At 64.2% G+C, this 26,611-nt stretch carries 22 protein-coding genes and 1 tRNA gene; 5 read left to right on the top strand and 18 right to left on the bottom strand.

Features of this window, described 5'->3' with window-relative positions:
* Positions 1-7 precede the first annotated feature (7 nt).
* The 3 genes from AB3147_RS05800 to AB3147_RS05790 all read right to left on the bottom strand — a co-directional run bounded on the left by AB3147_RS05800 (position 8) and on the right by AB3147_RS05790 (position 3,337).
* The gene (locus AB3147_RS05800; RefSeq protein WP_175184172.1) at positions 8-967 is read right to left on the bottom strand and encodes a Bug family tripartite tricarboxylate transporter substrate binding protein; all 960 of its coding nucleotides are present in this window, start codon (positions 965-967) and stop codon (positions 8-10) included.
* A 75-nt stretch (positions 968-1,042) separates the two neighbouring features.
* A complete protein-coding gene (locus AB3147_RS05795) occupies positions 1,043-2,251 on the bottom strand; it encodes a CaiB/BaiF CoA transferase family protein (RefSeq protein WP_175123099.1) in 1,209 nt (402 codons plus the stop codon).
* Positions 2,252-2,422: 171 nt separating this feature from the next.
* The gene (locus AB3147_RS05790; RefSeq protein ID WP_175137245.1) at positions 2,423-3,337 is read right to left on the bottom strand and encodes a LysR family transcriptional regulator; all 915 of its coding nucleotides are present in this window, start codon (positions 3,335-3,337) and stop codon (positions 2,423-2,425) included.
* A 580-nt stretch (positions 3,338-3,917) separates the two neighbouring features.
* Here AB3147_RS05790 and AB3147_RS05785 point away from each other — a divergent pair.
* Both AB3147_RS05785 and AB3147_RS05780 read left to right on the top strand, forming a co-directional pair.
* Positions 3,918-4,658 (top strand): SOS response-associated peptidase, encoded by a 741-nt coding sequence (locus tag AB3147_RS05785; protein WP_367351543.1) that lies wholly within the window; start codon positions 3,918-3,920, stop codon positions 4,656-4,658.
* A gap of 175 nt (positions 4,659-4,833) precedes the next feature.
* Entirely contained in the window at positions 4,834-5,376 is a 543-nt protein-coding gene (locus AB3147_RS05780; RefSeq protein ID WP_239216225.1) for a PIN domain-containing protein, read from the top strand.
* Positions 5,377-5,504: 128 nt separating this feature from the next.
* On the opposite strand, the gene AB3147_RS05775 is transcribed toward AB3147_RS05780, so the two are convergent.
* From AB3147_RS05775 to rpsO, 6 genes are all read right to left on the bottom strand, one after another.
* The gene (locus AB3147_RS05775; protein WP_175137244.1) at positions 5,505-7,010 is read right to left on the bottom strand and encodes a tripartite tricarboxylate transporter permease; all 1,506 of its coding nucleotides are present in this window, start codon (positions 7,008-7,010) and stop codon (positions 5,505-5,507) included.
* Between the two features lie 10 nt (positions 7,011-7,020).
* Entirely contained in the window at positions 7,021-7,443 is a 423-nt protein-coding gene (locus AB3147_RS05770) for a tripartite tricarboxylate transporter TctB family protein (protein ID WP_175184167.1), read from the bottom strand.
* Positions 7,444-8,002: 559 nt separating this feature from the next.
* Positions 8,003-9,220 carry a threonine ammonia-lyase gene (locus AB3147_RS05765; protein ID WP_218344865.1) on the bottom strand — a complete coding sequence of 406 codons (1,218 nt, stop codon included), beginning with the start codon at positions 9,218-9,220 and terminating at the stop codon, positions 8,003-8,005.
* Between the two features lie 13 nt (positions 9,221-9,233).
* Complete coding sequence (locus tag AB3147_RS05760; RefSeq protein ID WP_175123107.1) at positions 9,234-9,959, bottom strand: hypothetical protein; 726 nt, start codon at positions 9,957-9,959, stop codon at positions 9,234-9,236.
* Between the two features lie 198 nt (positions 9,960-10,157).
* The gene (pnp, locus tag AB3147_RS05755; protein ID WP_279971930.1) at positions 10,158-12,320 is read right to left on the bottom strand and encodes a polyribonucleotide nucleotidyltransferase; all 2,163 of its coding nucleotides are present in this window, start codon (positions 12,318-12,320) and stop codon (positions 10,158-10,160) included.
* A gap of 90 nt (positions 12,321-12,410) precedes the next feature.
* A complete protein-coding gene (gene rpsO, locus AB3147_RS05750) occupies positions 12,411-12,680 on the bottom strand; it encodes a 30S ribosomal protein S15 (protein WP_006223612.1) in 270 nt (89 codons plus the stop codon).
* Between the two features lie 314 nt (positions 12,681-12,994).
* On the opposite strand from rpsO, the gene AB3147_RS05745 reads away from it, so the two are divergent.
* Complete coding sequence (locus tag AB3147_RS05745) at positions 12,995-13,513, top strand: hypothetical protein (RefSeq protein WP_175123109.1); 519 nt, start codon at positions 12,995-12,997, stop codon at positions 13,511-13,513.
* A 67-nt stretch (positions 13,514-13,580) separates the two neighbouring features.
* Here AB3147_RS05745 and pssA read toward each other — a convergent pair whose 3' ends face one another.
* The 4 genes from pssA to AB3147_RS05725 all read right to left on the bottom strand — a co-directional run bounded on the left by pssA (position 13,581) and on the right by AB3147_RS05725 (position 17,926).
* Positions 13,581-14,354, bottom strand: a complete 774-nt coding sequence (pssA, locus tag AB3147_RS05740; RefSeq protein WP_105237630.1) for a CDP-diacylglycerol--serine O-phosphatidyltransferase — start codon at positions 14,352-14,354, stop codon at positions 13,581-13,583.
* A gap of 208 nt (positions 14,355-14,562) precedes the next feature.
* Positions 14,563-15,579, bottom strand: a complete 1,017-nt coding sequence (gene ilvC / locus AB3147_RS05735; RefSeq protein WP_056568560.1) for a ketol-acid reductoisomerase — start codon at positions 15,577-15,579, stop codon at positions 14,563-14,565.
* 73 nt (positions 15,580-15,652) lie between these two features.
* A complete protein-coding gene (gene ilvN / locus AB3147_RS05730; protein ID WP_006223608.1) occupies positions 15,653-16,144 on the bottom strand; it encodes an acetolactate synthase small subunit in 492 nt (163 codons plus the stop codon).
* A 12-nt stretch (positions 16,145-16,156) separates the two neighbouring features.
* The gene (locus tag AB3147_RS05725) at positions 16,157-17,926 is read right to left on the bottom strand and encodes an acetolactate synthase 3 catalytic subunit (protein ID WP_279971975.1); all 1,770 of its coding nucleotides are present in this window, start codon (positions 17,924-17,926) and stop codon (positions 16,157-16,159) included.
* Between the two features lie 417 nt (positions 17,927-18,343).
* Here AB3147_RS05725 and AB3147_RS05720 point away from each other — a divergent pair, with 417 nt between their 5' ends.
* Positions 18,344-20,569, top strand: a complete 2,226-nt coding sequence (locus AB3147_RS05720; RefSeq protein ID WP_175123111.1) for an FUSC family protein — start codon at positions 18,344-18,346, stop codon at positions 20,567-20,569.
* A gap of 126 nt (positions 20,570-20,695) precedes the next feature.
* Here the strand turns inward: AB3147_RS05720 and yaaA are convergent, their stop codons facing one another.
* The 3 genes from yaaA to AB3147_RS05705 form a co-directional block, all read right to left on the bottom strand.
* A complete protein-coding gene (gene yaaA / locus AB3147_RS05715; RefSeq protein ID WP_367351542.1) occupies positions 20,696-21,469 on the bottom strand; it encodes a peroxide stress protein YaaA in 774 nt (257 codons plus the stop codon).
* A gap of 15 nt (positions 21,470-21,484) precedes the next feature.
* The gene (locus AB3147_RS05710) at positions 21,485-22,267 is read right to left on the bottom strand and encodes a 3-hydroxybutyrate dehydrogenase (RefSeq protein WP_367351541.1); all 783 of its coding nucleotides are present in this window, start codon (positions 22,265-22,267) and stop codon (positions 21,485-21,487) included.
* Positions 22,268-22,366: 99 nt separating this feature from the next.
* Positions 22,367-23,602, bottom strand: coding sequence for a cation:proton antiporter domain-containing protein (locus AB3147_RS05705; RefSeq protein WP_367351540.1), 1,236 nt, complete (start codon positions 23,600-23,602; stop codon positions 22,367-22,369).
* Between the two features lie 235 nt (positions 23,603-23,837).
* On the opposite strand from AB3147_RS05705, the gene AB3147_RS05700 reads away from it, so the two are divergent.
* Positions 23,838-23,928 (top strand) — tRNA-Ser (locus AB3147_RS05700).
* Positions 23,929-24,003: 75 nt separating this feature from the next.
* Here the strand turns inward: AB3147_RS05700 and AB3147_RS05695 are convergent.
* Both AB3147_RS05695 and AB3147_RS05690 read right to left on the bottom strand, forming a co-directional pair.
* Positions 24,004-25,620, bottom strand: a complete 1,617-nt coding sequence (locus AB3147_RS05695) for a methyl-accepting chemotaxis protein (RefSeq protein WP_281359591.1) — start codon at positions 25,618-25,620, stop codon at positions 24,004-24,006.
* A gap of 371 nt (positions 25,621-25,991) precedes the next feature.
* Positions 25,992-26,609, bottom strand: a complete 618-nt coding sequence (locus AB3147_RS05690) for a flavin reductase family protein (protein ID WP_175123116.1) — start codon at positions 26,607-26,609, stop codon at positions 25,992-25,994.
* Positions 26,610-26,611 lie beyond the last annotated feature (2 nt).

The following is a 26,611-nucleotide window of genomic DNA, read 5'->3' as shown; positions in this document are numbered from 1 at the left end:
CCGTGTCTTATTGCTGAATGACGATGCCGGCGCTCTTGATGGTCTGCTGCGCCTTGCCGATGTCCGACTGGATCAGCGCGGCAAACTGTGCGCTGGATACGGGGTCGGTCTCGAGTCCCTGCGCCGCCAGCGCGTCCTTCACATCCTGGCGCGCCAGCAGCTTGTTGAAGTCGCTGTTCAGCCGCGTGACGATGGCGTCGGGCGTCTTGGCCGGGGCCAGCACGCCGTAGTAGGTCACCACGCTGAAGTCCTTGTATCCCAGCTCCGCCACGGTCGGCACGTCCGGCAAGGCCGGGTTGCGCTTGGGCGAGGTCACCGCCAGCGCGCGCACCTTGCCCGACTTGATCAGCGTGGCCGCCGACGAAATCGACGAGCCCGCGAACTGCAGATGCCCGCCCATCAGGTCGGCCAGCGCCGGCGCGGAACCCTTGTACGGCACGTGCTGCATCTTGAAGCCGGCTTCGTGCTGCAGCATTTCCATTGCGATGTGCACGCCCCCGCCGGTGCCCGACGTGCCGTACGAAATCTTGTTGGGCTCCTTCTTGGCCGCTTCGATCACCTGAGGCAGCGTCTTGTAGGGCGAGGCCTCCGCCACCAGCAGCACCATCGGCGTCGTGGCCACCAGCGCTACCGGCGTCAGATCCTTGACCGGGTCGTAGGCCACTTTCATCAGCAGCGGAATCAGCGTGACGTTGTCGGACTGGCCGATCACCAGGTCATAGCCCTGCGCGGGCGAGCGCGCCGCTTCGGCCAGCCCCAGCGCGGTGCCGGCGCCGGGCTTGTTCTCGGGCACGACCGCCCAGCCGTTCAGCTCGTGCAGCTTGGTGCTCATCAGGCGGCCGATGTAGTCGGTGCCGCCGCCCGGCGTGGACGGGATGATGATGCGGATGGGCTTGTTCGGATAGTCCTGCGCAGTGGCGGTACATGCGACGGCCAGTGCAGCCAGCGCAACGAGTTTGCGGATCATGGGTGTCTCCTCTTTGATGGATGTCTTGGCGGTCTGACGCCGCCTCGACAGAAATCGGGCGCTAACGCCCTGGCGTCATGCAATCACTCCCGCCGTGCGCAAGGCGTCGATGCGCGCGGCATCCAGGCCCAGGCCTTGAAGAATGGCGTGCGTCTGCGCGCCTTGGGTGGGCGGATCGAACCGCTTGCCCGCCTTGCGCCCATCGAACTCGATGGGCAGCGCGGCGGCCGAGATTTCGCCGCCGTCCGGCAGACGGGTCGGCAGCAGCGCGCCGCCCGCGTTCAGATGCGCGTCATCAAGCAAATCGTGCGGCTGGCGGATCGGGCCATACGACAGATTGGCTTCCTCCAGCGCGGCGCACAGTTCGTCGGTCTTCCAGGTTTTCAGGATTTCACCGACGCCAGGCACCAGCCACGAACGTGCGGCCTCGCGGTCGATGGCGGTCGCCAGGCGCGGATCCGCGGCCCATTCGGGCGGCAGGAATTTCTGCGCGAAGTTGCGCCATTGCGCATCGCCCACCACTGCGACGAACACGCGGCCATCGGCGGTTTCGAAGACGTCATACACGCCCCATGGCGGCTTGCGCTCCGCACCCATCGGCTTGGGTGCCGTGCCCGTCAGTTGGAACTGCGCGATGAACTGTGCAACCAGCAGCAGATTGTTTTCAAAGAGGCCGGACCGCACATGGCGCCCGCGGCCGGTGGCGTGGCGGTCGTGCAGCGCGGCCAACGCGCCCACCACGCCAAACGTGCCGCCCAGGATGTCGTTGACCGACGCCGCCACCCGCTGCGGCGTGTCCGCCCCGCCATTGATGTACGCCAGCCCGCCCATCATCTGCACCACCTCGTCCAGCGCGGTGCGGTGCTTGTAAGGGCCGGACAGAAAGCCCTTGAGCGACACATAGATCAGCCCCGGGTTCTCGGCCGACAGCGATTCGTAATCGAGTCCGTACTGCGCCAGGCTGCCATCACGGAAGTTCTCCACGATCATGTCGGTCTGCAGCGCCAGCTTGCGCACCACCTCCTGGCCTTCCGGCGACTTCAGGTCGATCGCAAGACTCTGCTTGTTGCGGTTGAAGACCGGAAAGTAGCCGCTGCCGGATCCCTTCAAGCGCCGCGTGCGGTCGCCGTCGATCGGTTCGACCTTGATGACGTCCGCGCCCAGGTCCGCCAGCGACAGGCCGGCGGCCGGCCCCATGATCATGTGAGACAGTTCCAGGACCTTGATGCCGCGCAGCGGCAGTTCGGTGCTGTCCATGAAGGGTGAAGCCGGTGCTGCTGTCATCTGCGGTTCCTCTTGCCAGCCTGTTCGATGGGAGCGCGGCCTCAGCCTCGGAAACTTGTCCGCGCCGCGCCAGCATGTCTGCATCATCGCGGGCGGGCGGCACCGGCGGGTAGCGGTCTTTCAGCACGGGGGCATTCTCGTTTCGGAACGTCCGGGTTAGCCCTGAGGGCGTCAGTCCCCCAGCACGCCCAGATGCGCGAGCAGCGCGCGCGCAGCCGGCGACAGCGCTTCCGGATCCCGCACCGCAATGCACAGCGGCGTGCTTGACCACGGCCCTTCCAGCGGAATGAAGCGAATGTCCAGGTGCGCCAGTCGCGGCTTCAGATAATGCGGCACCACCGCCACGCCCATACCGCGCGACACCAGCAGACAAATGGTCTCGTGCGAACTGACACGCGCGCTGATGCGGCGCGTCATACCCGCCTCGCGCGCCGCCTGATCGAATACGCTGCTGATGCCGTTATCGCGGTTGAGCTCGATCTGCTCGAACGGCAGCAACTGTGCATAACCGAGCTTCTCGCGGTCAGCCAGCAGATGCCGGCCCGGCACCACCGCCGCCAGTTCGCAATGGCCAAACGGGAACACCTGCAGGCCTTCGTGTCCGAAGTCGGAACCGGCCGCCACGTCCGCCCGCCCTTCCAGCACGGCGCGGAACGCCGTCTGCGTGGTGTCCTCTTCCAGCGAGATGTCGATTTGCGGATTCGCGCGCCGGAAGGACTGGATCTGCGCCGGCAGGTCGCCCGACAAGGCGGCAAAACTGACGGCCAGCCGGATATGCCCGCGCACCCCGGTTGCAAATCCCGCCATGTCGCGGTGCATGCGGTCCATATCCTCCAGCACGCGGCGCACGTGCGCGGCCAGCGCATCGCCGGCCGGCGTCGGCTGCACGCCCTTCACGCCGCGCTCGAGCAGCGGCACGCCGAACGCGTCTTCCATTTCCGACATGCGCTTGCTGACGGCCGACGGCACGATGTTCTCGCGGGCGGCGGCGCGCGCAAGGCTGCCTTCCTCCAGCGCGGCCAGGAACAGGCGCAGGGAAACGGGGTCGATGTCGCGGGACGGCGGGGCGGGCGGACTGGGCTTCATGGCGCAAAGTGTCGTCCGTAGTCCCGCCGCGCAGGGATCGGGGTTTACCCGCCCGCCGGTCTGGTTCCTGCCGCGATTACCCATTACCAGCGCGCGCCGCCAATATCCCCGCTGCCAAGGTGGTATAGTCTCGCCCGCTGCCGGCCCCTCGCGGGACGCGCATCGCCCGAGTGGTGAAATTGGTAGACACAAGGGACTTGAACAAATTTGAGCCCTCTGGAGGAAACTCCAAAGGTGAAGCCCGTCAAACTCGGCGAAGGCCCTGGACCCGTTCCGCGCTAACGCCGAGCCAAGCCCCGATGACATATCGGGGAAGGTGTAGAGAGCAGACGGCGGGCACCTAAGGCCGAAAAGGCTATGGTGAAGGCGTGCTCCAGACCACGAACAGCAAGCCTGTGCTGGCGGCGAAAGCCGAAGTGGTAAGAAAATCCCTCGGCCTCGCGGCCGTACCGGTTCGATTCCGGTCTCGGGCACCACCCCTCGCATTCCCTCACGCTGGACAAATCGCACGCCCACACGGCAAGCTTGGATACCCCGGAGGCGCCACACCGCGCCTCCCCGTCATTCCGGGAGCCCGTGCATGTGTTCGCACTACCAGACGCTCAAGGACGCCGAACTGCTGCTGCAGAAATTCGGCGTGCGCACCAGACCCGCCGCCATCGGCAAGTACGACATGTGGCCCCGCTATGAAGGGGTGTTCGTGCGGCGTCCGCCTGAGCATGACACCGGCGACGATGCCGTTCCTGATCGTGAGGCCGCGGCGGGCCGCTGGGGCCTGATCAGCGCCATGACGCGTTCAGGCGGCCTGGAACGGGCCAGCAAGCTTTCCACCTTCAATGCCCGCGCGGAGACCGCCGCGGGCTCGTACACGTTCGGCAACGCCTGGCGCCGCGCGCAGCACTGCATCATTCCCGCCGACGCGATCTTCGAGCCGGACTGGACGTCCGGCAAGGCCGTGGCCACCCGGTTCACCCGCGCCGACGGCAAGCCATTGGGCATCGCGGGCTTGTGGGATCGCTATCGCGATGCGGCGGGGCAATGGCAGGAGAGCTACACCATGCTCACTATCAACGCCGACCACGATCCCCTGTTCAGCCGCTATCACCAGCCCAACACGGAAAAGCGCATGGTGGTCATCCTGCCGGAAGGCGCCTATGGCGATTGGCTGACCGCATCGGCCGCCCACAGCCGCGAGATGCTGGTTCCGTTTCCGGCAGACATGCTGACGGCCACCCCCATGGCCCGACCCGTCCTCAGCGGTACCCAACAGGGTCCCGACGACCGAAACCTTCAGGTGCCGGACGACCTCCTGAACAGATAACCCGCTCGGCAGGCCACAGAAAAAACCACTATTCTTCTGCCTCGCCTCATATTTCCCGCCCGCCCGGCGACCATCGCCGCACCATTCGTGCGCGTTGCCCGGGCCAGCGACCGAACCGATCTTGACCTCCCTCCCCGCTTCTCCCCCGTTCATCGTCCTGGACGCGTGCGTCCTCATGTCCGGCATCCTGCGCCGCCTGTTGCTGCGCCTGGCCGAGGCCGGCGTGTTCCAGCCCGTATGGACCGAGCGCATCGGCGAGGAATGGCGCCGCAACGCCTGCCGCATCTGGGACATTCCGCCGGAGGTGATGGCGGAATTCTGGGCAGACATGAACGCGCGGTTTCCGGCGGCCATGGAATCGGACACGCAGGTCTATGAAGCGTCGCTGCGCTACAGCGATCCGAAGGATTTCCACGTGATCGCGGCCGGGTTGGCGCGGCGCGCGCGCTGCGGGCTGCCTCAGACGCCGACCGTGCAGGTGCTGACGTGGAATCTGAAGGATTTCAATCGTTCCGAGCTGCGACGCCAGGGGCTGGACGTCTACAACCCGGACCGGATGCTGGTGCAGTGGTGGCACGCGGGGTCTGAAAACATGCAGGACGCGATTGCGCAGATTCCCGCCGACTACGTCGCGCTGGGCCGCGAGCCGGAGCCGCTGACTGCAACGCTGCATCGTGAACGGCTGTACGGTCTGAAGAACCTGGTGGCGCGTCAATAGACCGCTCGGCGATGAAAGCGGCGGCAATAAGCCGGCGGAAATAAGGCAGGCAATAAGAAGCCGCCAATAAAAAAGGGGCCTGGCCGGCTTTCGCCGAACCAGACCCGGAGCCAACCGTAACCGTTACGTCAATCGACCTCGACGAAAGCCTCTTCGCGCTTCTTGCGCAGCGCGGGCATCGCAACCAGCACCAGCAGGATCGCGGCAAGCGCCAGCAGCGTGGCCGACAGCGGGCGCGTGACGAAGGTGGAGAACTCGCCGCGCGACAGAAGGAGCGCCCGGCGGAAGTTCTCTTCCATCATGGGCCCCAGCACCAGGCCGAGCAGCAGCGGGGCGCCTTCGCAGCCAAGCTTGCTCCACACGTAGCCGATGATGCCGAAGATGGCGAACATGAAGATGTCGAAGGCGTTGTAGTTCAACGAATACACCCCGATCGTGCAGAAGACCAGGATCGCCGGGAACAGCATGCGGTAAGGCACGCGCAGCAGCTTCACCCAGATGCCGATCAGCGGCAGGTTCAGCACCACCAGCATCAGGTTGCCGATCCACATCGAGGCGATCAGGCCCCAGAACAGCTCGGGGTGGCTGGACATGACCTGCGGTCCCGGCTGGATATTGTGGATGGTCATCGCGCCCACCATCAGCGCCATCACCGCGTTGCCCGGGATGCCCAGCGTCAGCAGCGGAATGAAGGAGGTCTGCGCGCCCGCGTTGTTGGCGGATTCGGGACCGGCCAGCCCGGCGGGATGCCCCTTGCCGAAGCGCTGCGGCTCTTTCGAGAGCTTCTTTTCCAGCGTGTAGGACGCAAACGCCGACAGCACGGAACCGCCACCCGGCAGGATGCCCAGCGCCGAACCCAGCGCCGTGCCGCGCACGATGGCGGGCGCGGCTTCGCGGAATTCCTGCCGGCTGGGATACAGCGAACCGACCTTGTCGGTGATCTCGACCCGGTTCTCCTTGAGTTCCAGGTTGCTCATGATTTCCGACAGACCGAAGACGCCCATGGCGACGATGGCAAAGTCGATGCCGTCCTGCAGTTCGGGGATGCTGAAGTCATAGCGCGCCACGCCCGAGTTCACGTCGGTGCCCACCATGCCCAGCAGCAGTCCAAGCAGGATCATGCAGATCGCCTTGGGCAGCGAGCCCGACGCCAGCACCACGGCGCCGATCAGACCCAGCGCCATCAGCGAAAAGTACTCGGCCGGGCCGAACGCGAATGCCACTTCGGCCAGCGGCGGCGCGAAGGCGGCGATCAGCACGGTGGCGACGCTGCCCGCAAAGAACGAGCCGATGGCCGCCAGCGACAGTGCGGCGCCCGCCCGTCCGTTTCTCGCCATCTGGTGCCCGTCCAGCACGGTCACCACCGCCGAGGTCTCGCCCGGCAGGTTCACCAGGATGGCTGTCGTCGACCCGCCGTACTGCGTGCCGTAGTAGATGCCGGCCAGCATGATGAGGCCGGCGGTAGGCGGCAGCACGTAGGTGATGGGCAGCAGCATGGCGATGGTCGGCACGGGACCCAGCCCCGGCAGCACCCCGACCAGCGTGCCCAGCAGGCAGCCGATGAATGCGTAAGTCAGGTTTTCGGGGGTGAAGGCCACCGAAAAACCCAGCATCAGGTTTTGAAGCAATTCCATATCCGGTACCTCAGTTGGTCAGCACGCTGGGCCACAGCGGAAAGATCAGGCCCAACCCGCGAATGAACGCGAGGTAGGAGAACGCCACGAGGAACAGGCCGTTGGCGACGGCAACCTTCCAGTTGAATTCGTGGCTGGCGACGCTGCTGATCAGGACAAGCAGGAACACCGAGAGGTACAGGCCGAGATAACGCAGGGAAAAGCCGTACAGGAACACGGACCCGACGACGAGAAAAAGAATGCGGAAGTCATAGCGGCCGATCGTCGTTTTCTCGGCGCGGGGGGACAAGGCGCTCATCAGCACCGTCGCGCCCATCAGCGCCAGCACGATGCCGAGCCAGAACGGAAAGTAACCGGGGCCCATGCGCGCCGCGCTGCCCATGGAATATTGGGTCGCCTGCAACGCAAAGCCTCCCCCCACCACGATGAACATGACGCCAGACCAGAAATCCTGTCTGTTTCTTATCAATCTGCTTTCTCCCTAATCCGTCGCGTCCCGGAAATCCTGACTTCAGACGCGCTCATTTCTCTTTCAACGCAGCCGCTTTGACGGGCGGCAACGACATGAACGCGGGATGGTAAATCGTGGAACGACATATCTCCTATGGGTATCAACCATGACTTTGTGGGGGATATCCCTAGACCGTGGAATGGACGCAATTCGGCATCCTGGCACCTGCCGGAAGGGTCACAAATCCGCGAAATTGGCTTAAATAGCCGATTTTTCAGGTGAGTTAGCCATTAGAGGAAAAGTTCCGTACAGAATGGTTGTAAGCCTGCGTAGAAATATTCAGATGCATTTTTTGCAGGCTCTGGAGCGGGGAATCCGTCACCGGCGAGGTCCTGCCGGGACTCGCACCTGATGCTTGCAACGCGGCGGCCACGAACACGCCGCCCATACAAGAACGCTCCGGCCGAAAGTTCGGCCAGAGCGACAGTTTTATGACAGCAGATTGAAAGAATGGGGCCGCATCGCGATGCCGCCCGGGCGGTCAATGATCGTGATTGCTGGCCGCAAACCCGGCCGCGTTCAGGATGTCGATCACTTCCTGGATGTGCTCGGGACCGCGCGTCTGCAACACGAAATCCACCTCGACATTGCGCACGGGCAGCGATGTGAACGCGCGTTGGTGGTGCACTTCTGTAATGTTGGCCTGCGCGTCGGCAATCAGTTTGGTGGCATGGGCCAGCGCCCCGGGCAGGTCACGCAGGTCGACGCGGATCCGCGCCAGCCGCCCGGCCCGCACCATGCCGCGCTCGATCAGCTCGCCCAGCATCAGCGGGTCGATGTTGCCGCCCGTCAGCACCAGCCCGATGCGCTTGCCCTTGTAGCGGTCGCTGCCCTCTTCCTGCGCGCGCAGCAAGGCGGCCAGGCCCGCGGCGCCTGCGCCTTCCACGACGGTCTTTTCAATTTCCAGCAGCACGACGATGGCGTGCTCGATGTCCGCTTCGCTGACCAGTTCGATGCGGTCGACCAGTCGTTGCACGACGGCCAGCGTCAGATCGCCGGGCGATTTGACGGCGATGCCCTCGGCGATGGTGTACTGCCCCGGCGGCATGGTGACGCCCTTGACGGCCGCGTACATGGCCGGAAAGCGCTCGGTCTGCACGCCCACGATCTCGATGCCGGGGTTCACGGCCTTGGCGGCGGTGGAGATGCCGGAGATCAGCCCGCCGCCGCCGATGGCGATGACCAGGGTGTCCAGCTTGGGCTGGTCTTCCAGCATTTCCAGGGCGACGGTCCCCTGCCCCGCCATGACGGCTTCGTCGTCGTAGGGGTGGATCATGATGAGGCCGCGTTCGCGAGCCAGCTCGTAGCCACGCGCCTTGGCATCGTCAAAGGTGTCGCCTGCCAGAACGACCTCGGCGCCGAAGCGCCGCGTGTTGGCGACCTTCACCGTCGGCGTGAAGCGCGGCATGACGATCACCGCCGGCACGCCCATGCGCTGCGCATGGTAGGCCACGCCTTGCGCGTGGTTGCCCGCCGACACCGCGATCACGCCCTTGGCGCGCTCCTCGTCCGACAGCGTGAGCATGCGGTTCAGCGCCCCGCGCTCCTTGAAGGACGCGGTGAACTGCAGGTTCTCGAATTTCAGCCAGATCTCGGCGCCGAAAATGTCGGACAGCGTGCGGGACAGGGTGAACGGGGTCTTCAGGACCTGGCCGCGCAGCTTTTCGCGGGCGGCCTGGATGGATGCGATATCGATCACGATGGAAATCCGGTTAACGCACAGGCAGGAAGTTGAACAGCAAAAGGCCCTGGGCGTAGTTGATGCCGATCCGCCGGGAGTTCTCGCCGAGCAGGTTGGCGATCAGGTCCAGCCGGCCGATGATGGCGCCGAACTCGCGCTCGAAGCTGAGATTCGTGGCGGTCGGGGAAATTTCGTTGGCCAGCAACAGCAATTCGCCCTGGTTGTTGCGGCGCGTGGCCAGCAGCCAGGCCGCGGCCTCGACATTCCGTGCGGCATTGTAGACCCGCTGGCCGTCCAGGGCGTCTGTCGCGTACAGGCGCGTCTTGCCGTTGTGCGCCGCGATGATGGTGTCCGCAAGCCCGTAGATGAAGGCGCCGACCCGGTCGCCCGGATAATTGGGATCCAGGGCGACTGCCAGGATCTGGATGTCGCGCAGCCCGCTCAGATCTCGCGGCGGCACGCGGACTTCGATGGAATGCTTGACGCGGTTCACCGCCGTGGCCAGGTCCGGCGCACCGGTCTTGCGCCATTCCCGCGGATTGCGGCGGTACAGCTTGTCCAGCAACGAATACAGGCTGGTCAGGTTGTCGCGTACCTCGAGCGTGACCGTCCGGTTGAAGTCCGTCTGCGCGAACTGGTCCGCCGTCATGTCCTCGCCCTTGGGGCCACGCTGGCCCGCCCCGGGGGGCGACATGCAGCCGGTCAACAGCGCAGCCAACAGCGCTGCGGTGACTGCGGTTATCGGCCACGCCGTCATGCCTTGCTCATCCGTATGCCCCCTTCGATCAAGCGTGAAGCGCGCCATTGCACCCGGCGGCGCGCCTCTCGCGCAAGACTTTACAGGAAGGCGGACGAACTGGGGAGCAGCGGCCCATCCCCCTCACGTTCAGCCGCGCCAGGCAAAAAAAACGGCGCCTCGGATGAGGCGCCGCTTTTCAATCAGGAGGCTGCAGGCTTATTCAGCTTGCGGTTCCGATTGGGGAGCAGCTTCGGGAGCGGCAGCGGCTTGCTGCTGCTCGATGCCACCGATTGCCTTGATGGACAGGCGCAGACGGCCCTTGTCGTCGGCCTCGATGACCTTGACGCGGACTTGCTGGCCGACCTTCAGCACATCGTTGATGTTCGCGATGCGGTAGTTGGCGATTTCGGAGATGTGCAGCAGACCGTCGCGGCCCGGCAGCACTTGCACGATGGCGCCGAAGTCCAGCAGACGCAGGACCGAACCTTCGTAGATCTGGCCCACTTCGACGTCGGCGGTCAGCTCGACGATGCGGCGCTGGGCTTCTTTGGCCTGCGCTTCGTCGACGCTGGCGATCACGATCGTGCCGTCGTCGGAGATGTCGATCTGCGTGCCGGTTTCTTCGGTCAGCGCGCGGATGGTGGCGCCGCCCTTGCCGATCACGTCACGGATCTTCTCGGGGTTGATCTTGATGGTCAGCATGCGCGGCGCGAACGCCGACAGCTCGCCGCGCGAACCGTCCAGGGCGTCCTTCATCTTGCCGAGGATGTGCAGACGGCCTTCGCGGGCCTGGTCCAGCGCAACCTGCATGATTTCCTTGGTGATGCCCTGGATCTTGATGTCCATCTGCAGTGCGGTGACGCCGTTTTCGGTGCCCGCAACCTTGAAGTCCATGTCGCCCAGGTGATCTTCGTCGCCCAGGATGTCCGTCAGCACGGCGAACTTGCCGCCGTCCAGGATCAGGCCCATGGCCACGCCGGCCACGTGATCCTTGATGGGCACGCCAGCGTCCATCATGGCGAGCGAGCCGCCGCAGACCGAGGCCATCGACGAGGAGCCGTTGGATTCGGTGATTTCCGACACGAGGCGGATCGTGTACTGGAAGTCTTCGGGGGCCGGCAGCAGCGGCACTAGCGAGCGCTTGGCCAGACGGCCGTGGCCGATTTCGCGGCGCTTCGGCACACCGATGCGGCCGGTTTCGCCGGTGGCGAACGGAGGCATGTTGTAGTGCATCATGAAGCGGTCACGGTACTCGCCCATGAGCGCGTCGATGATCTGTTCGTCTTGCTTGGTGCCCAGCGTGGCCACGACCAGCGCCTGGGTTTCACCACGGGTGAACAGGGCGCTGCCGTGCGCGCGGGGCAGCACGCCCAGACGCACGCTGATCGGACGGACGGTGCGGGTGTCGCGGCCGTCGATGCGCGGTTCGCCGTTCAGGATCTGGCCGCGGACGATGGCCGATTCCAGCGAGAACATGATGTTGTCGACCGTGACGGCGTCGGGAGCCGATTCGCCCTTTTCGGCAGCGGCGGCAGCCAGCTTGGCCGACACCTCGGCCGACACTTCACGCAGCTTGGCGGTGCGGGCCTGCTTTTCGCGGATCTGGTAGGCGGCGTTCAGGCCTTCCTGGGCGGCGGCGGTGACCGCGGCGATCAGGGCCTCGTCCTTGGCGGGAGCCTGCCAATCCCAATCGGGCTTGCCAGCATCCTTCACGAGTTCGTGAATGGCGTTGATGACGGTCTGCATTTGCTGGTGGCCATAGACCACGCCGCCCAACATGACTTCTTCGGACAGTTGGTCAGCTTCCGATTCGACCATCAGCACGGCGTTTTCCGTACCGGCGACAACCAGGTTCAGCTTGGAGGACTTCAGTTCCGATGCGGTCGGGTTGATGGTGTATTGACCATCGATGTAACCCACGCGCGCGGCGCCGATCGGGCCATTGAACGGGATGCCCGAGATGGCCAGCGCGGCCGAGGCGCCGATCATGGCGGCGATGTCGGGATCGATTTCAGGATTGACCGACAGCGTGTGCAGGACCACCTGGACTTCGTTGTAGAAGTCTTCGGGGAACAGCGGACGCAGCGGACGGTCGATCAGGCGCGACGTCAGCGTTTCCTTTTCGGAGGGCTTGCCTTCGCGCTTGAAGAACCCGCCCGGGATGCGGCCGGCGGCGTAGGTCTTTTCGATGTAGTCGACGGTCAGCGGGAAGAACGTCTGACCCGGCTTTGCCTTCTTGGCAGCCACGACGGTGGCCAGGACGACGGTGTCCTCGATCGACACCACAACGGCGCCGGAGGCCTGGCGAGCGATTTCGCCAGTTTCCAGGACGACCGTGTGCTGGCCGTACTGGAACGATTTAGTCACTTTGTTGAACATGACGATTATTCCTTACAAATGAAAAACCGTGGCCGCTGCGACATGCGTCGCACCGACCACGGTTGCGTCATGGGGAGCCAGCCCCGTCGATCACTTGCGCAGACCGAGTTTTTCGATCAGTGCGCGGTACGAATCGGGATTGCGGCCCTTGAGATAGTCGAGCAGCTTGCGGCGACGGCTGACCATACGCAGCAGACCGCGGCGCGAGTGATGATCCTTCATGTGTTCTTTGAAGTGACCGGTCAGCTCGTTGATACGGGCGGTGAGCAGAGCCACCTGAACTTCGGGGGAGCCGGTATCGCCCTGAGCGCGTTGGAATTGCGCAACGATATCGGATTTCTTGATGTCAGCTACAGACATTGATGACCTCTTCGGACATGCGACAGGGCCGAGGCGCCCTGACGTGGTTTGGAAAATTTTGCGCGAGCCAGGCTTGAATTCGCTTTCTCACTGCTGCCATTGGCGGGATCGGGCAGGACCGGCACATGAGGCTTGGCGCCATGTTGCGGGTACTGCGACAAGCCGCCGGCGGCTGGCGCAAAGGATCTTGCAGAATCAATACATTTGATAAAGCTCGGCGATTATAGCTGATTCGCTAGAATTACCCCAGCAAGAAGACCGGGCCCGCCGCGAGGGCCGGCCAAGCCGCAGTGCGCACCCGAAGGAGCATGGACATGATCAGCTTATACAGAACGGCCCGCGTGACCCTAGCCTCGATCGCACTGGCCGGACTGGCCGCCTGCGCCAACATGACCGAGGTGCCGCCCGGCACCCCGCTTTCGCAAGTCCAGGCGCAGTTCGGCGCGCCCAACTTCGAATGTCCCCAGGCCAATGGCGGCCGCCGGGTGATCTGGACGCAGCAGCCCATGGGCCAGTACGCCTGGGGCGCGAACGTCGGCCCCGATGGCCGGGTCGACCGGGTGATGCCGCTTCTGACCGACGCGCACTTCAAAGTGCTGGAGACCGGAGATTGGGGGCCGGATCGGGTGCGCTGCGAGTTCGGCCCGCCAGCTCGTATCGAACAGGCTGGCCTGGGCGAAAAGCGCGAGGTCGTGTGGTCGTATCGCTATAAGGAAAACAGCGTCTGGAATTCCCTGATGTACGTGTACATGAGCCGCGACGGCAGCAAGGTCACCCACTTCCACCCCGGACCAGACCCCATGTACGACGACGACCGGTTCAACTTCTGGTAGCACCACCCGGAACAAAAAACCCGCCAATCTTTGCGATGGCGGGTTTTTTGTTGGCGGCGTCTGGACGTCAGGACGAATGACCGCGGCGCTCCTGCTGCAGGCGGCGCACCTTGTTCCAGCGCCACAGCCAGGTGACCCAGCCCGACAGGCCGTACAGCACGAACAGGCCAAACAGGACAACGGGAGGATCGCTGGACACGAACACGAACACCGCAACGACAAGCAGGATGCCCCAGAACGGCACGCTGCGGCCCAGGGCGAAGCTCTTGCCGCTGAAGAACGGCGCGTTCGACACCATGGTGATGCCGGCGTACATGGTCAGCGTGAACGCCACCCAGGCCATCAGGCTGTCATGGATGGGCAGCTTGTTGTCCACGGCCAGCCAGACAAAACCCGCCACCAGCGCAGCCGCGGCCGGGCTGGGCAATCCCTGGAAGAAACGTTTGTCCACGACGGCGATATTGGTGTTGAAACGCGCCAGCCGCAATGCCGCGCCGGACACATAGACGAAGGCCGCCAGCCAGCCCCAGCGGCCCAGGTCGTTCAGGATCCATTCATACATGACCAGCGCCGGCGCCACACCGAACGACGTCATGTCGGACAGCGAGTCGTATTGCTCGCCGAATGCGGACTGCGTGTTGGTCAGACGGGCCACCCGGCCGTCCATGCCGTCCAGCACCATGGCGACAAAAATGGCGATGGCGGCGACTTCGAAGCGGTCGTTCATGGCCTGCACAACGGCGTAGAACCCGGCGAACAAAGCGGCGGTGGTGAACGCGTTGGGGAGCAGGTAAATGCTCCGGTGGCGGTTCTCGGAATCGCGCATGGAAAAATTGGGCATGGTCTCAATAACTTACGACGGACTTTGAAAGGTTAACCTATCTGGCCCTGCTTGCGGGCTACAGCAAGGATCGTGCCCGGCCCCATTTGGCGCCAAAGCGCCCAAATGGCTGCGAAAAGGCCAAAAAATAAGAAAAAAGCGGCATGCCCATGAAAGGCATGCCGCTTCGATCCTGACCGGCGGGGCAACGCCCCGCCTGCCGTGGGGATCAGTTCTTGGACTTGTCCACCAGCTTGTTGGCGGCGATCCAGGGCATCATGGCGCGCAGCTTGCCGCCCACTTGCTCGATCTGCGACTCCGCGTTGATGCGGCGGCGCGAGGTCAGGGTCGGGGCGCCGGCGGCGTTTTCCAGGATGAACTTCTTGGCGTATTCGCCGGTCTGGATGTCCGTCAGGCACTGGCGCATGGCCTTGCGGGTTTCGTCCGTGACGATCTTCGGGCCCGTTTCGTACTCGCCGAATTCGGCGTTGTTCGAAATCGAGTAGTTCATGTTGGCGATGCCGCCTTCGTAGATCAGGTCGACGATCAGCTTCAGTTCGTGCAGGCACTCGAAGTAGGCCATTTCGGGCGCGTAGCCGGCTTCCACCAGCGTGTCGAAACCGGCCTTGATCAGTTCGACGGTACCGCCGCACAGCACGGCCTGTTCGCCGAACAGGTCGGTTTCGGTTTCTTCGCGGAAGTTGGTTTCGATGATGCCGGCACGGCCGCCGCCGTTGGCGCTGGCGTACGACAGGGCCACGTCACGCGCGGCGCCCGACTTGTCCTGGTACACGGCCACCAGGTGGGGCACGCCGCCACCCTGCTTGTACGTGTTGCGCACCGTGTGGCCGGGGGCCTTCGGGGCGATCATGATGACGTCGATGTCTTCGCGCGGCACGACCTGGCCGTAGTGCACGTTGAAACCGTGGGCAAACGCCAGGGCGGCGCCCGCCTTGATGTTGCCGTGGACTTCGTTGTTGTAGACCGAGGCGATGTTCTCGTCGGGCAGCAGCATCATGACGATGTCGGCCGACTTGACGGCTTCCGCGACTTCCTTGACTTCCAGGCCGGCGTTGGCGGCCTTGTTCCACGAGGCGCCGCCCTTGCGCAGGCCGACGATGACCTTCACGCCCGACTCATGCAGGTTCAGCGCGTGGGCGTGACCTTGCGAACCGTAGCCGATGATGGCAACGGTCTTGCCTTTGATGAGGGACAGATCGCAGTCTTTGTCGTAGAAAACTTTCATGTTGTGCTCCAGATTCCAGTATTTGGATATTCGTTTGATTCAGATGTAGGGTGAGGCAGGCCTGGAAGGCCGGTCAAATCTTCAAAATCCGTTCACCGCGTCCGATGCCGGACACGCCGGTGCGCACGGTTTCAAGGATGGCACTGCGGTCCAGGGCCTCGAGGAAGGCCTGTACTTTTTCCTGCACCCCGGTCAATTCGATGGTGTAGGACTTGTCGGTGACGTCGATGATGCGGCCGCGGAAGATGTCCGCCATGCGCTTCATTTCCTCGCGTTCCTTGCCGACGGCGCGCACCTTCACGAGCATCAGCTCGCGCTCGATGTGGGCGCCTTCGGTCAGGTCCACCACCTTCACGACATCGACCAGGCGGTTCAAATGCTTGGTGATCTGTTCGATGACCTCGTCCGAACCGGTCGTGACGATGGTCATGCGCGACAGCGTGGAATCCTCGGTGGGCGCCACGGTCAGGGTTTCGATGTTGTAGCCCCGCGCCGAAAACAGGCCCACCACGCGCGACAGCGCGCCGGGTTCGTTTTCGAGGAGGACGGAAATCACGTGCTTCATTGCGGGGCCTCCTTACAGGTCTTCAGAGCCGAGCAGCATTTCAGTCAGCCCGCGGCCGGCCTTGACCATCGGCCACACGTTTTCAGTGCGGTCGGTGATGAAGTCCAGGAAGACCAGGCGCTCCTTGTGCTTGCCGAACGCTTCGCGCAGCGCCGGTTCGACGTCGGCGGGACGCTCGATGCGCAGGCCCACGTGGCCATAGGCTTCGGCGACCTTGACGAAATCGGGCAGCGAATCCATGTACGACTCGGAATAGCGCGAGCCGTAGTCGATCTGCTGCCATTGGCGCACCATGCCCAGGAAACGGTTGTTCAGGCAGACGATCTTGGGCGTCAGGCGGTACTGGTGGCAGGTCGACAGTTCCTGGATGTTCATCTGGATCGAGGCCTCGCCGGTGATCACGGCGATGTCCTTGCCCGGATTGGCCATCTGCACGCCCATGGCGTACGGCAGGCCCACACCCATGGTGCCCAGGCCGCCGGAGTTGATCCAGCGGCGCGGCTTGTCGAACTTGTAGTACTGGGCGGCCCACATCTGGTGCTGGCCGACGTCCGAGGTGACGAAGGCGTCGCCGCCGGTCACTTCCCAGAGCTTTTCCACCACGTACTGCGGCTTGATGACTTCGTCCGAGTTGGCGAACTTCAGGCATTCCTTGCCGCGCCACGTCTCGACCTGGTCCCACCATTTGGCGAGCGAGGCCGGCTTGTGCTCGGCGGCGGCGATCTCGAACTGCGCGCTGAGATCGGCCAGAACGTCCTTGACGTTGCCCACGATCGGGACATCCACGCGCACGCGCTTGGAGATCGACGAGGGATCGATGTCGATGTGGATGATCTTGCGGGCGTTCTGCGCAAAGTGCTTGGGATTGCCGATCACGCGGTCATCGAAGCGGGCGCCGATGGCAAGCAGCACGTCGCAGTGCTGCATGGCCATGTTGGCCTCGTACGTGCCGTGCATGCCGGGCATGCCCACGAACTGGCCGCTGCTGGCCGGGAAGCCGCCCAGACCCATCAGGGTGCTGGTGCAGGGCGCGCCCAGCTGCGTCACGAGCTTGTTGAGCTCAGGCGCGGCGTTCGACAGGATGACGCCGCCGCCCGTGTAGATCATGGGGCGCTCGGCGGCCAGCAGCATCTGCACGGCCTTCTTGATCTGTCCCTGGTGGCCCTTGTTGACGGGCGCGTAGGAACGCATCGAGATCTCGCCCTTGGGCGGCACGTACTTGCACTGCGCGACGGTGATGTCCTTGGGGATATCCACCAGCACCGGACCGGGACGGCCCGTGCGCGCAATGTAGAACGCGCGGCGCATGGTTTCGGCCAGGTCCTTCACGTCGCGCACAAGGAAGTTGTGCTTGACGCAGGGACGCGTGATGCCGACGGTGTCGCATTCCTGGAAAGCGTCTTCGCCAATGGCTGCAGTGGGCACCTGCCCGCTGATGATGACCATCGGGATGGAGTCCATGTAGGCGGTGGCAATGCCGGTGACGGCATTGGTCACGCCCGGACCGCTGGTCACGATGCAGACGCCGACCTTTTGCGACGAGCGCGAGTAGGCATCGGCCGCGTGCACGGCAGCTTGCTCGTGACGAACCAGGATATGCTGGAATTTGTCTTGCTTGAAGATTGCGTCGTAGATGTAGAGCACCGCGCCGCCAGGGTAGCCGAAAACGTGTTCCACGCCTTCATCGGCCAGGCAGCGCACGACGATATCGGCGCCATTCATTTCCATGTTGTAGTTCCTTTCAAAACCGGCCCTGCAACCCTGACTGCTGCGCGCCCGGATACGGCGGCAACTGAACCCATACCGGTTACGACAACATGATCCGGCGCTTAGCGGCTCACGGAGCCACGCCACCCGGACACCTTGCCGACCCGGCACACGCTCGACAGAACGCAGTGCAAACGCCCCTGGGGGACGCTGGAGGTCGAAATGGAAGCCTTGGCAACACACGCTTGTGGCGCGGCCAACGGCAGGTGAGACTTGCTGCACAACGGCTGGGATGTGACCCTGGCCGTTCGCATCAACGCTCCGGTATCGGATAGGCAGACCGAAGCAAGTGGAGCAATTTACCGCGTTGCGTCAAAGGTGGCAAATCGGCTTTTGCCGACCGTTGCGCGGAAGGTTCGGTCACTATCCGGCCCCAAAACGCGCGATGCCCTCTCTATACTTGTTGCGTCGTCCAGAACCGAGCCGCCGCCCATGGATTTGCGCATTGCCAGCATTCGCCGCTTTCTCTATAGCCACTACTTCTTCGGAGGGGTGCGCCAGGGGGTCGGCATGCTGTTGCCCGTGCTGGTGCTGGGCGGCCTCTTCGGCAATTACACGACCGGGCTGGTGGCGACCTTCGGCGCGCAATGCCTGGCCATCATCGACCAGCCGGGCGGTCCGCAGCGGCACCGCACCAACGAAATGCTGGGCGGCGCGGCGCTGGGCACGATCACCGTCATCATCACGGGGCTGGCATCCTCGCATCCGGTGCTGATCTGGCTGGCCGTCATTGCGCAGTGCTTCGTCTATTCGATGTTCACCGTGTTCGGCAAGCGCGGCGGCCTGATCGGCTTTGCGGGCCTTCTGCTGATGACGCTGACCATGCACTCGCCGCTGGCGCCGCAAGAAGTGCTGGCCCATGCCGCCGCCACGCTGGGCGGCGCGCTGTTCTATGTGGCGTTCAGCCTGGGGTTTTCGCGCCTGTTCTGGCTGCGTGAAGAGCAACAGGCCATGTCCGTCGCGCTGTTTGCCACCGCCGACTACGTGGCCGCGCGCGCAAACTTCTACGACGAAACCGCCGATCTGGACGAGGCCTACCGAAACCTGATCCAACGCCAGTCCGTCATGACCGAAAAGCACCAGGCGGCCCGCGACATGGTGCTGCGCGCCCTGCCCCGCGGCAAAGGCCTGGGCGACCGCCAGCGCGTGATGATCTGGAACATGTTCGTGGACATGCTGCAGTTGTTGGACACGCTGGTCGCCACGCACACCGACTACGCCGCGCTGCGCCGCACGCTGGCCGGCAACGACTGCCTGATGTTCATGCGCGACGCGCTGGTGAAGATGTCGCTGGAACTGAACCGCATCGCGCTGGACGTGTCGCGCGGACGCAAGGTGCAATACCGCAGCAGCGCCAAGGCGGAGCTGCGCGCCATCGAGTACGAGATCGAGCAACTCAAGCAGCAAGGCCTGGGCGAACGCGATCCGGAGATGCTGGCGCTGATCGTGCAGGTGCTGCGGCGCCTGCGCAATTCGGCGCGCATCGTGGACCGGCTGGCCGATCACACGGCGGCCTCGCCCGATGCCAAGCCCACCGACGTGCTGCGCATCAACAAGTCGCTGACGCGGTTCATTTCGCGCCAGGAATTCCGCTTTGGCCTCTTGACCAGCAACCTGCGGCTGGATTCCCCGCACTTCCGCTATGCGCTGCGCGTGACGGCCGCTGCCGCGATCGCCATGACGCTGGCCAGCCGCTGGCTATCGCCCGAGTTCTCGGCGCACAACTACTGGATCATGCTGACCATCGTCATCATCATGAAGCCTGGCTTTGCGCTGACGCGCCAGCGCAATGGCTGGCGGCTGATGGGCACCCTGATCGGCTGCATCGCCGCGCTGCTGCTGTTCAACGTGACCGACGAGCCCAGCGTCCTGTTCGCCGTCCTGCTGGGCGCCTGCATCATGGGCAACAGCATGGTGCAGCTCAACTACATGGCCAGCGCCATTTTCAATACGCTGTTCGTGGTGCTGGTGTTCCATTTCGTGTCGCCGGGCACCGTGTCCATGTCGGTGATCGGCGAACGCGCCATCGACACGCTGCTGGGCTGCGCGCTGGCGCTGGTCTGCAGCTACATCCTGCCGTGGTGGGAGGCGCGTTACCTGAAGCCGCTGGCTTCGGCCGCGACCCGCGCCAACCGCGAGTATCTGCTGGCCGGCCTGCGCTACGTCGAAGCCATGCAGGCGCACGGCGCCCCCGTGGGCGCAGCTGCCACCGACACGCCCGCCGTCACCGACGCCGACCTGGCCTGGCGCCTGGCGCGCAAGAACGTGCACATCGCCTTCAGCAACTTCGCCGAGGCGTTCTACCGCATGATGAGCGAGCCCAAGTCGCATCAAGTGGACGTGCCGGAACTGAACAATCTGCTGATCCAGAACCACGTGCTGGCCTCGCAAATTACCGCGGCAATTCCGATTCTGGCGGCGCTGCCCGCCACGCCCGAGCCGGTCCGGCAAGCGCTGGACGGCATGACCGTGCTGCTGGATGAAAACAGCCCGCGCGTGCCGCTGGACCTGCCCACGCAGTTCGACACTGCGGGCGATCAGGCTGCGCTGGTCTACCCCGTGAAGCAGATGCTCAAGGCCACGCACATGATCCGCCAGGAACTGCAGGCGCTGGCCGATCCGCTGCATGCGCCGCCGGTGGCGGCCGCGGCGTCGTAAGCCGCCGTTCGTCGATTCGACGGGCAAAAAAAAATGCCAGCTTGGCGGAGATGCCAGGCTGGCATTTTTTGTGAGAGGGCGAGGTCCCAACCAGGTGTCTGACACCTTCCCCCGCCGCCGACTTCGTCAGTCCAGCTTGCGGCGAAACACCAGCTTGTCCGCCGACGACGCCGACGCGTCGTACGCGTAGCCTTCCAGATCAAACCCCTGCAGCCCTTCCGGCTTGGCAACCTTGTGCTGGATGGCGTAACGCGCCATCAGGCCGCGTGCGCGCTTGGCGTGAAAACTGATGATCTTCCAGGCGCCGTTCTTCCAGTCCTGGAACACGCATTGCACCACCCGCGCCTTCAGGACCTTCTGATCGACGGACTTGAAGTATTCCTCGGAGGCCAGGTTGATGACGACCGGCGACTTCTGGCCGGCCTGGCGCTCGTTCAGGTAGTCCGCGATGGTGCTGCCCCAGTACTCGTACAGGTTCTTGCCCTTGGGGTTCTCCAGCCGCGTGCCCATTTCCAGGCGGTATGGCTGCATCAGGTCGAGCGGGCGAAGCACGCCGTACAGGCCGCTCAGGATGGCGACATGCTCCTGCGCCCAGTCGAGCTGCTTGGCCGACAGGGTGGCGGCGTCCAGGCCTTCGTAGACGTCGCCATTGAAGGCCAGCACGGCCTGGCGCGAGTTGGCCTGCGTGAAGCTGCGCTTCCAGTGCGCGTAGCGCTGGACGTTCAGCTCGGACAGGGCCGGGCTCAGGCTCATCAGGTCCGAGATGTCCTCGGCGGTCTTGGTCTTCAGGACCTTGATCAGGCCGGCGGCCTGATCCACGAACATCGGCTGGCTATGCGTCTCGACGTGCAGCGGCGAGTCGTAGTCCAGCTTCTTGGCGGGGGAAAGCAACAACAGCATTCAGAATTTCCTTGTTTAGCGCGCCGTCCAGCCGCCATCGACGGAGACGGTCGTGCCGGTGATTTGCGCGGCGGCGTCCGAGGCCAGGAACACGGCGGTGCCGCCCAGTTGTTCCGGCGTCACGAATTGCAGCGACGGCTGCTTTTCGCTGAGCAGGTCGCGGGCAGCGGTTTCCTGGTCCACGCCATTCTTTTCAGCCAGCGCGGTGATCTGCTTTTCGACGAGCGGGGTGCGCACCCAGCCCGGGCAGATGGCGTTGGCGGTGATGCCCTGCCCGGCCGTTTCCAGCGCCGTGACCTTGGTAAATCCCACGACGCCATGTTTGGCGGCCACGTAGGCCGACTTGCTGGCCGATGCCACCAGGCCATGCGCGGACGCGATGTTGATGATGCGGCCCGAACCCTGCTTCTTCATGTGCGGCAAGGCGGCGGCGGTGCCGTGGAACACGGCGGACAGATTCAGCGCCAGGATGGCATCCCACTTTTCGGCCGGAAAGTCTTCGATCAACGCGGTGTGCTGGATGCCCGCGTTGTTGACCAGGATGTCGATGCGGCCAAGCTGGCTGACGGTGTTTTCGACCAGCTCGCGCACGGCGGCGCCCTTGGAAAGATCCGCGCCGTCGTAGATGACCTTCACGCCATGCTTGGCGGCAAGCTCCGCGCGCAGCTTCTCGATTTCGGCCGCGTCGCCAAAACCGTTCAGGACGATATCGGCGCCCTGCTCGGCGAAGGCCGTGACGATACCCAGGCCGATGCCGCTGGTGGAACCGGTGACAAGCGCTACTTTTCCTTTGAGCATGAGCTTTCTCCTGTGAGCTGGCGTGGGGAAACGAAACGGGCTTCAAGTGTAGCTGCCCGGCAAGCCGCCAATCATGCCATGCCCTTACCCGCTGCGGGGTCAAGCGGTGGGCGGCTTGTCCGAGGAGGACGACGGCGCGGCGTCGGCAGACGGCGCAGTGTCCGTGACCGGCACCGCGTCCGTCACAGGCAGGCCCGCCATGCCGCCGTACTTCTCCGGCACGCGCTCTAGCACCTTGATCAGCACCGGCACCACGCCCATCGACACCGCGACGATCACCGACAGCACGTCGCGCTGCTCCAGGTTCACCAGATGGTTGTCCCAGGCTTCGTTGAAGATGGCGAAGCTGAACTCGCCGCCCTGGGCCAGCACCAGCGCAAACAGCAGCCGGTGATAGCGCGGCAGCCCCAGAAAGCGCGCGAATCCATAAAGGATGACGGCCTTCACCGCCAGCAGCGCCGCGACGCCCGCGCAGATGAACATCCAGTGATGGGCCACGACCTTGAGGTTGATGGACATGCCGATGGCCACGAAGAACAGGCCCAGCAGCAAACCCTTGAACGGGTCGATCGCTTTTTCCAGCTCATGCCGGTAGCGCGACTCGGCCATCAACACGCCCACCAGGAATCCGCCCAGGCCCGCCGACAGGCCCGCGTAGTCGAACAATTGAGCTGCGCCCACCACCATCAGCAGCGCCGCGGCGGTAAAGAGTTCGTTCAATTCCGCCTTCGCCGCCCAGCCCAGCAGACGCAGCCGGTAGGCCAGCGCCACGACCGCCACGGCCACCAGCGCTTCTTTGAAGGACGGCGCGGAGGTCCCGTCCGACCCCAGCAATCCGGCCGCGACCAGCATCGGAATCGCCGCCATGTCCTGGAACAGCAGCACGCCCAGCGCCGAACGGCCCAGCGGCGTGCGGGTCAACTGACGCTCGTCCAGCAACCGCAGCGCCACCGCCGTGGACGACAGCGCCAGCGACAGACCGCACAACACCGCCGCCTGCCACTCCATGCCCGCCAGATGCCGCAGCGCCGCGCCGAACACCACCCCCAGCAGCAGGCCGCAGATCAGCATCTGCAGGGTGCCCAGGATGAAGACTTCGTTGCGCATCGCCCACAGGCGCTTGGGCGACAGTTCCAGCCCGATGATGAACAGCATCATCACGACGCCCCACTGCGACACGCCGATCATCGTGTCCACGTTCGTGACCAGCTTGAAGCACGACGGTCCGACGAGAACGCCCGCGATCAGGTAGCCCGGAATGGCGCCCAGCCCCAGTCTTTGCGTGATGGGCACGCAAAGCACGGCCGCGAGCAGAAGGATGAGGATGAGGTCCATGGAATGCGCAGAGGGCGGAATGGGGTGAATTCTGGCCAAAGATTGCGCCGACTGAAAGCCGGATGAAACCCGCTGTGGTCCTTTTACCCGTTCTTTTTTCCACCCCTTTACACAAAAGAAAAAAATCCTGTAGAATTGCGGGCTTCGCTGCTCCGACAACGAAGATCCTTCCGACCAGGGATCTTTTAGTGAAGTCTTGTTAAACCGAAACTTCACCGATGCGGAACCCAGCCACGGAGAGGTGGCAGAGTGGTCGAATGTACCTGACTCGAAATCAGGCGTACGGTATCCCCGTACCGTGGGTTCGAATCCCACCCTCTCCGCCAAGTATTGAAGAATGAAGCCCCTGAGAAATCAGGGGCTTTTTTCTTTGCACGGCGTATTCACGCCGTGCTGCATGCTCAATAAGCAGCCAACCGCAACGACGCCTGCGACCCGCCGGCCTGGACGGACGACACCGCCTCGACCGCCAACACCCGCTCCGCACCGCCCGGCAACCTGAATGCGCTCACCGCCCGCGTCAGATCCGCCGACTGATCCTGCATCGAGCCCGCAGCCGCCGCAGCCTCTTCCACCAACGCCGCGTTCTGCTGGGTCACCTCGTCCATCTGCGACACGGCACGGTTGACTTGTTCAATGCCATCCGCCTGCTCGGCCGAGGCCGCCGCGATTTCGCCCATGATGTCGGTCACGCGTTGCACGGAACTGACGATCTCCTGCATCGTCGCGCCGGCGCGTTCGGCGCTGCCCGAGCCCTGACCGATCTTCTGCACGGTGTCTTCGATCAGGACCTTGATCTCCTTGGCGGCCTGCGCGCTGCGCTGCGCGAGCGTTCGCACCTCGGCGGCCACGACCGCAAAGCCCTTGCCCTGCTCGCCGGCGCGCGCGGCTTCCACCGCGGCGTTGAGCGCCAGGATGTTGGTCTGGAACGCGATGCCGTCGATCACCGACACGATGTCCGAGATCTTCACCGAGCTGGCGGAGATCGCGTTCATGGTGCTGACGACTTCGGACACGGTGGCGCCGCCGCGCGACGCGGTTTCCGAGGCCGCCGCGGCGAGTTGGTTGGCCTGCTTGGCGCTGTCGGCGTTCTGCTTCACGGTAGACGACAGCTGCTCCATCGACGCGGCGGTTTCCTCCAGCGACGCAGCCTGCTGCTCGGTGCGCGAGGACAGATCGGTGTTGCCTGCCGCGATCTCGCCGGAGGCGGACGCGATGCTGTCCACGCCGGTGCGGATCCGGGCGACCGTGCTGGCCAGGTTGGCGTTCATGGATTCCAGCGCCGCCATCAACTGGCCGATCTCGTCGCGCGAGCGCACGACGATGGTGCTGGTCAGGTCGTTTGCCGCAACCGTGCGCGCGACGCGCACGGCGTCGGACAGCGGACGGGTGATGCTGCGCGTCAGCAGCACGGACATCAACAGGCCACACACCACCGCAATGGAGCCGATCACGATCATCCACAGATTCGCGTTGCCGTAAGACGCTTCGATTTCTGCGGCGCGCGCGTCGATATCGGCGCGCTGCAATTCGGACAGGCGATTGATGTTGTCAATGAACTGGCGCGTCGCGGGCAAGAACTCCTGCGTGAAGATCTTGTTGGCGGCGTCCACGTTGCCTTCCTGCTTGGCCTTGAAGATGCCGTCGCGGGTGCGCAGGTATTCGCTGCGCGCCTTGCCAATGCCTTGCCAAAGCACCTTTTCCTCGTCGCTTTCGATCAAGGGCTCGATCTTCTGCTGCAACGCCGACGAGTTGCGGGTCGATGCCGCGGCTTCCTCGGCGAAGAAGCCTGCCAGGCTGGCGTCAGCACTCTTGGCGATGGCGGTGGTCCGGGTGACGCCCGACTGGATGTTGCGCGCCCAGTCGTTGATCAGGCGTTCCTTTGTGAGGGATCGCTGCGTCAGCGTTTCGACCGATTCGTTGATGTTGGCCAGGCTGACCAGCCCGACAATGCACATGACCATGATCATGGCCAGCAAGATGGCGAAACCACCCGCAAGGCGGGTTCCAAGCTTCATGTTTTTCATACTGCCTCCGGCGACTTCCAGGGCGGTGTGAATGCGTGCTCGGGCGGATGCCTTGGCGGCGGAATTGCGCCGCCGCCAATTCAAGCCAGATGCTCGCAAGCCCCTGGTTATCCGCCCCCAATAATGGTGTCCGTTGTGTCTGAAATTGCCGGCGGAGAGTTCGGATTTTCGAGGGTTCTCGCGACGGTCGAACGGATGCTAGCAGTCCGGATTTGGGCGGCATCGGGGGAAATGAAGGCGTTATTGACGCAACCTCTTCGCATTGCCTGAAAGGTGTCGGCAGCGTTGTAAAAAAGCCGCTATTGCTGACCAAATCAACGGGAAAACCCAGGCAAGAAAAACGGCCCGAAGGCCGCGGAAACTCAGGTCGGCGACGTCGGCCGCGCAAGCTGGAAGGTGTCCGTACTGCGCGCGTACCAGCCGCCGCCGTGCATGCGGGCAATAAGGCCCAGCGCCGGCGTATCCACATGCCCGCGTTCGGCGTCCCGCACATAGGCGTCTTCGACATGCGCGCCCAGCACGCGCCCGATAACCACAATCTGTCGCGGACCGGTCACGACCGTTGCCTGGCTGACACACTCCAGCGACACCGGACTGCCCTGGATGCGGGGCGGTCGCACATGGGTGGCGGGCAGCGCGGTCAAACCGGCCGCGGCCATTTCGTCCACGTCCGCAGGGTAGTCGGCGCAGGTCTGGTTCATCTCGCGGACCAGGGATTCCGGCACCAGATTCACTACGAACTCACCGTTCTCGATGATGTTGGCGCCGGTGTCCTTGAATTCCCCGCCAGCATGGCGCATCAGGCCGATCGCGACCGTCGGCGGCTGATGCCCCATCACGTTGAAGAAACTGAAGGGCGCCGCGTTGACGACGCCTTTGCCCGACACGGTGGTGACCCACGCGATCGGACGCGGCGTGACGGTCGAGGTGAGGATGTTGTAGACCGTCTGCGCCGGCAAGGCGTTGAAATCAAAATGCATCG

The sequence above is a fragment of the Achromobacter animicus genome, assembly GCF_040775605.1.
In the GTDB taxonomy this organism is placed as follows: Bacteria; Pseudomonadota; Gammaproteobacteria; order Burkholderiales; family Burkholderiaceae_B; genus Achromobacter; species Achromobacter animicus.
Note: the sequence above shows the minus strand (reverse complement) of the source record. Positions and strands in the feature narration are given on the sequence as shown.

Coding starts and splice junctions, on each gene's coding strand:
- AB3147_RS05710 (WP_367351541.1), bottom strand. CDS start 22,267: ATGCTCAAAGGAAAAGTAGCGCTTGTCACCGGTTCCACCAGCGGCATC.
- AB3147_RS05745 (WP_175123109.1), top strand. CDS start 12,995: ATGATCAGCTTATACAGAACGGCCCGCGTGACCCTAGCCTCGATCGCA.
- AB3147_RS05790 (WP_175137245.1), bottom strand. CDS start 3,337: ATGAAGCCCAGTCCGCCCGCCCCGCCGTCCCGCGACATCGACCCCGTT.
- AB3147_RS05695 (WP_281359591.1), bottom strand. CDS start 25,620: ATGAAGCTTGGAACCCGCCTTGCGGGTGGTTTCGCCATCTTGCTGGCC.
- AB3147_RS05795 (WP_175123099.1), bottom strand. CDS start 2,251: ATGACAGCAGCACCGGCTTCACCCTTCATGGACAGCACCGAACTGCCG.
- AB3147_RS05775 (WP_175137244.1), bottom strand. CDS start 7,010: ATGGAATTGCTTCAAAACCTGATGCTGGGTTTTTCGGTGGCCTTCACC.
- AB3147_RS05800 (WP_175184172.1), bottom strand. CDS start 967: ATGATCCGCAAACTCGTTGCGCTGGCTGCACTGGCCGTCGCATGTACC.
- rpsO (WP_006223612.1), bottom strand. CDS start 12,680: ATGTCTGTAGCTGACATCAAGAAATCCGATATCGTTGCGCAATTCCAA.
- pssA (WP_105237630.1), bottom strand. CDS start 14,354: ATGCCCAATTTTTCCATGCGCGATTCCGAGAACCGCCACCGGAGCATT.
- AB3147_RS05760 (WP_175123107.1), bottom strand. CDS start 9,959: ATGACGGCGTGGCCGATAACCGCAGTCACCGCAGCGCTGTTGGCTGCG.
- ilvC (WP_056568560.1), bottom strand. CDS start 15,579: ATGAAAGTTTTCTACGACAAAGACTGCGATCTGTCCCTCATCAAAGGC.
- pnp (WP_279971930.1), bottom strand. CDS start 12,320: ATGTTCAACAAAGTGACTAAATCGTTCCAGTACGGCCAGCACACGGTC.
- AB3147_RS05770 (WP_175184167.1), bottom strand. CDS start 7,443: ATGTTCATCGTGGTGGGGGGAGGCTTTGCGTTGCAGGCGACCCAATAT.
- AB3147_RS05780 (WP_239216225.1), top strand. CDS start 4,834: ATGTCCGGCATCCTGCGCCGCCTGTTGCTGCGCCTGGCCGAGGCCGGC.
- yaaA (WP_367351542.1), bottom strand. CDS start 21,469: ATGCTGTTGTTGCTTTCCCCCGCCAAGAAGCTGGACTACGACTCGCCG.
- ilvN (WP_006223608.1), bottom strand. CDS start 16,144: ATGAAGCACGTGATTTCCGTCCTCCTCGAAAACGAACCCGGCGCGCTG.
- AB3147_RS05705 (WP_367351540.1), bottom strand. CDS start 23,602: ATGGACCTCATCCTCATCCTTCTGCTCGCGGCCGTGCTTTGCGTGCCC.
- AB3147_RS05785 (WP_367351543.1), top strand. CDS start 3,918: ATGTGTTCGCACTACCAGACGCTCAAGGACGCCGAACTGCTGCTGCAG.
- AB3147_RS05720 (WP_175123111.1), top strand. CDS start 18,344: ATGGATTTGCGCATTGCCAGCATTCGCCGCTTTCTCTATAGCCACTAC.
- AB3147_RS05690 (WP_175123116.1), bottom strand. CDS start 26,609: ATGCATTTTGATTTCAACGCCTTGCCGGCGCAGACGGTCTACAACATC.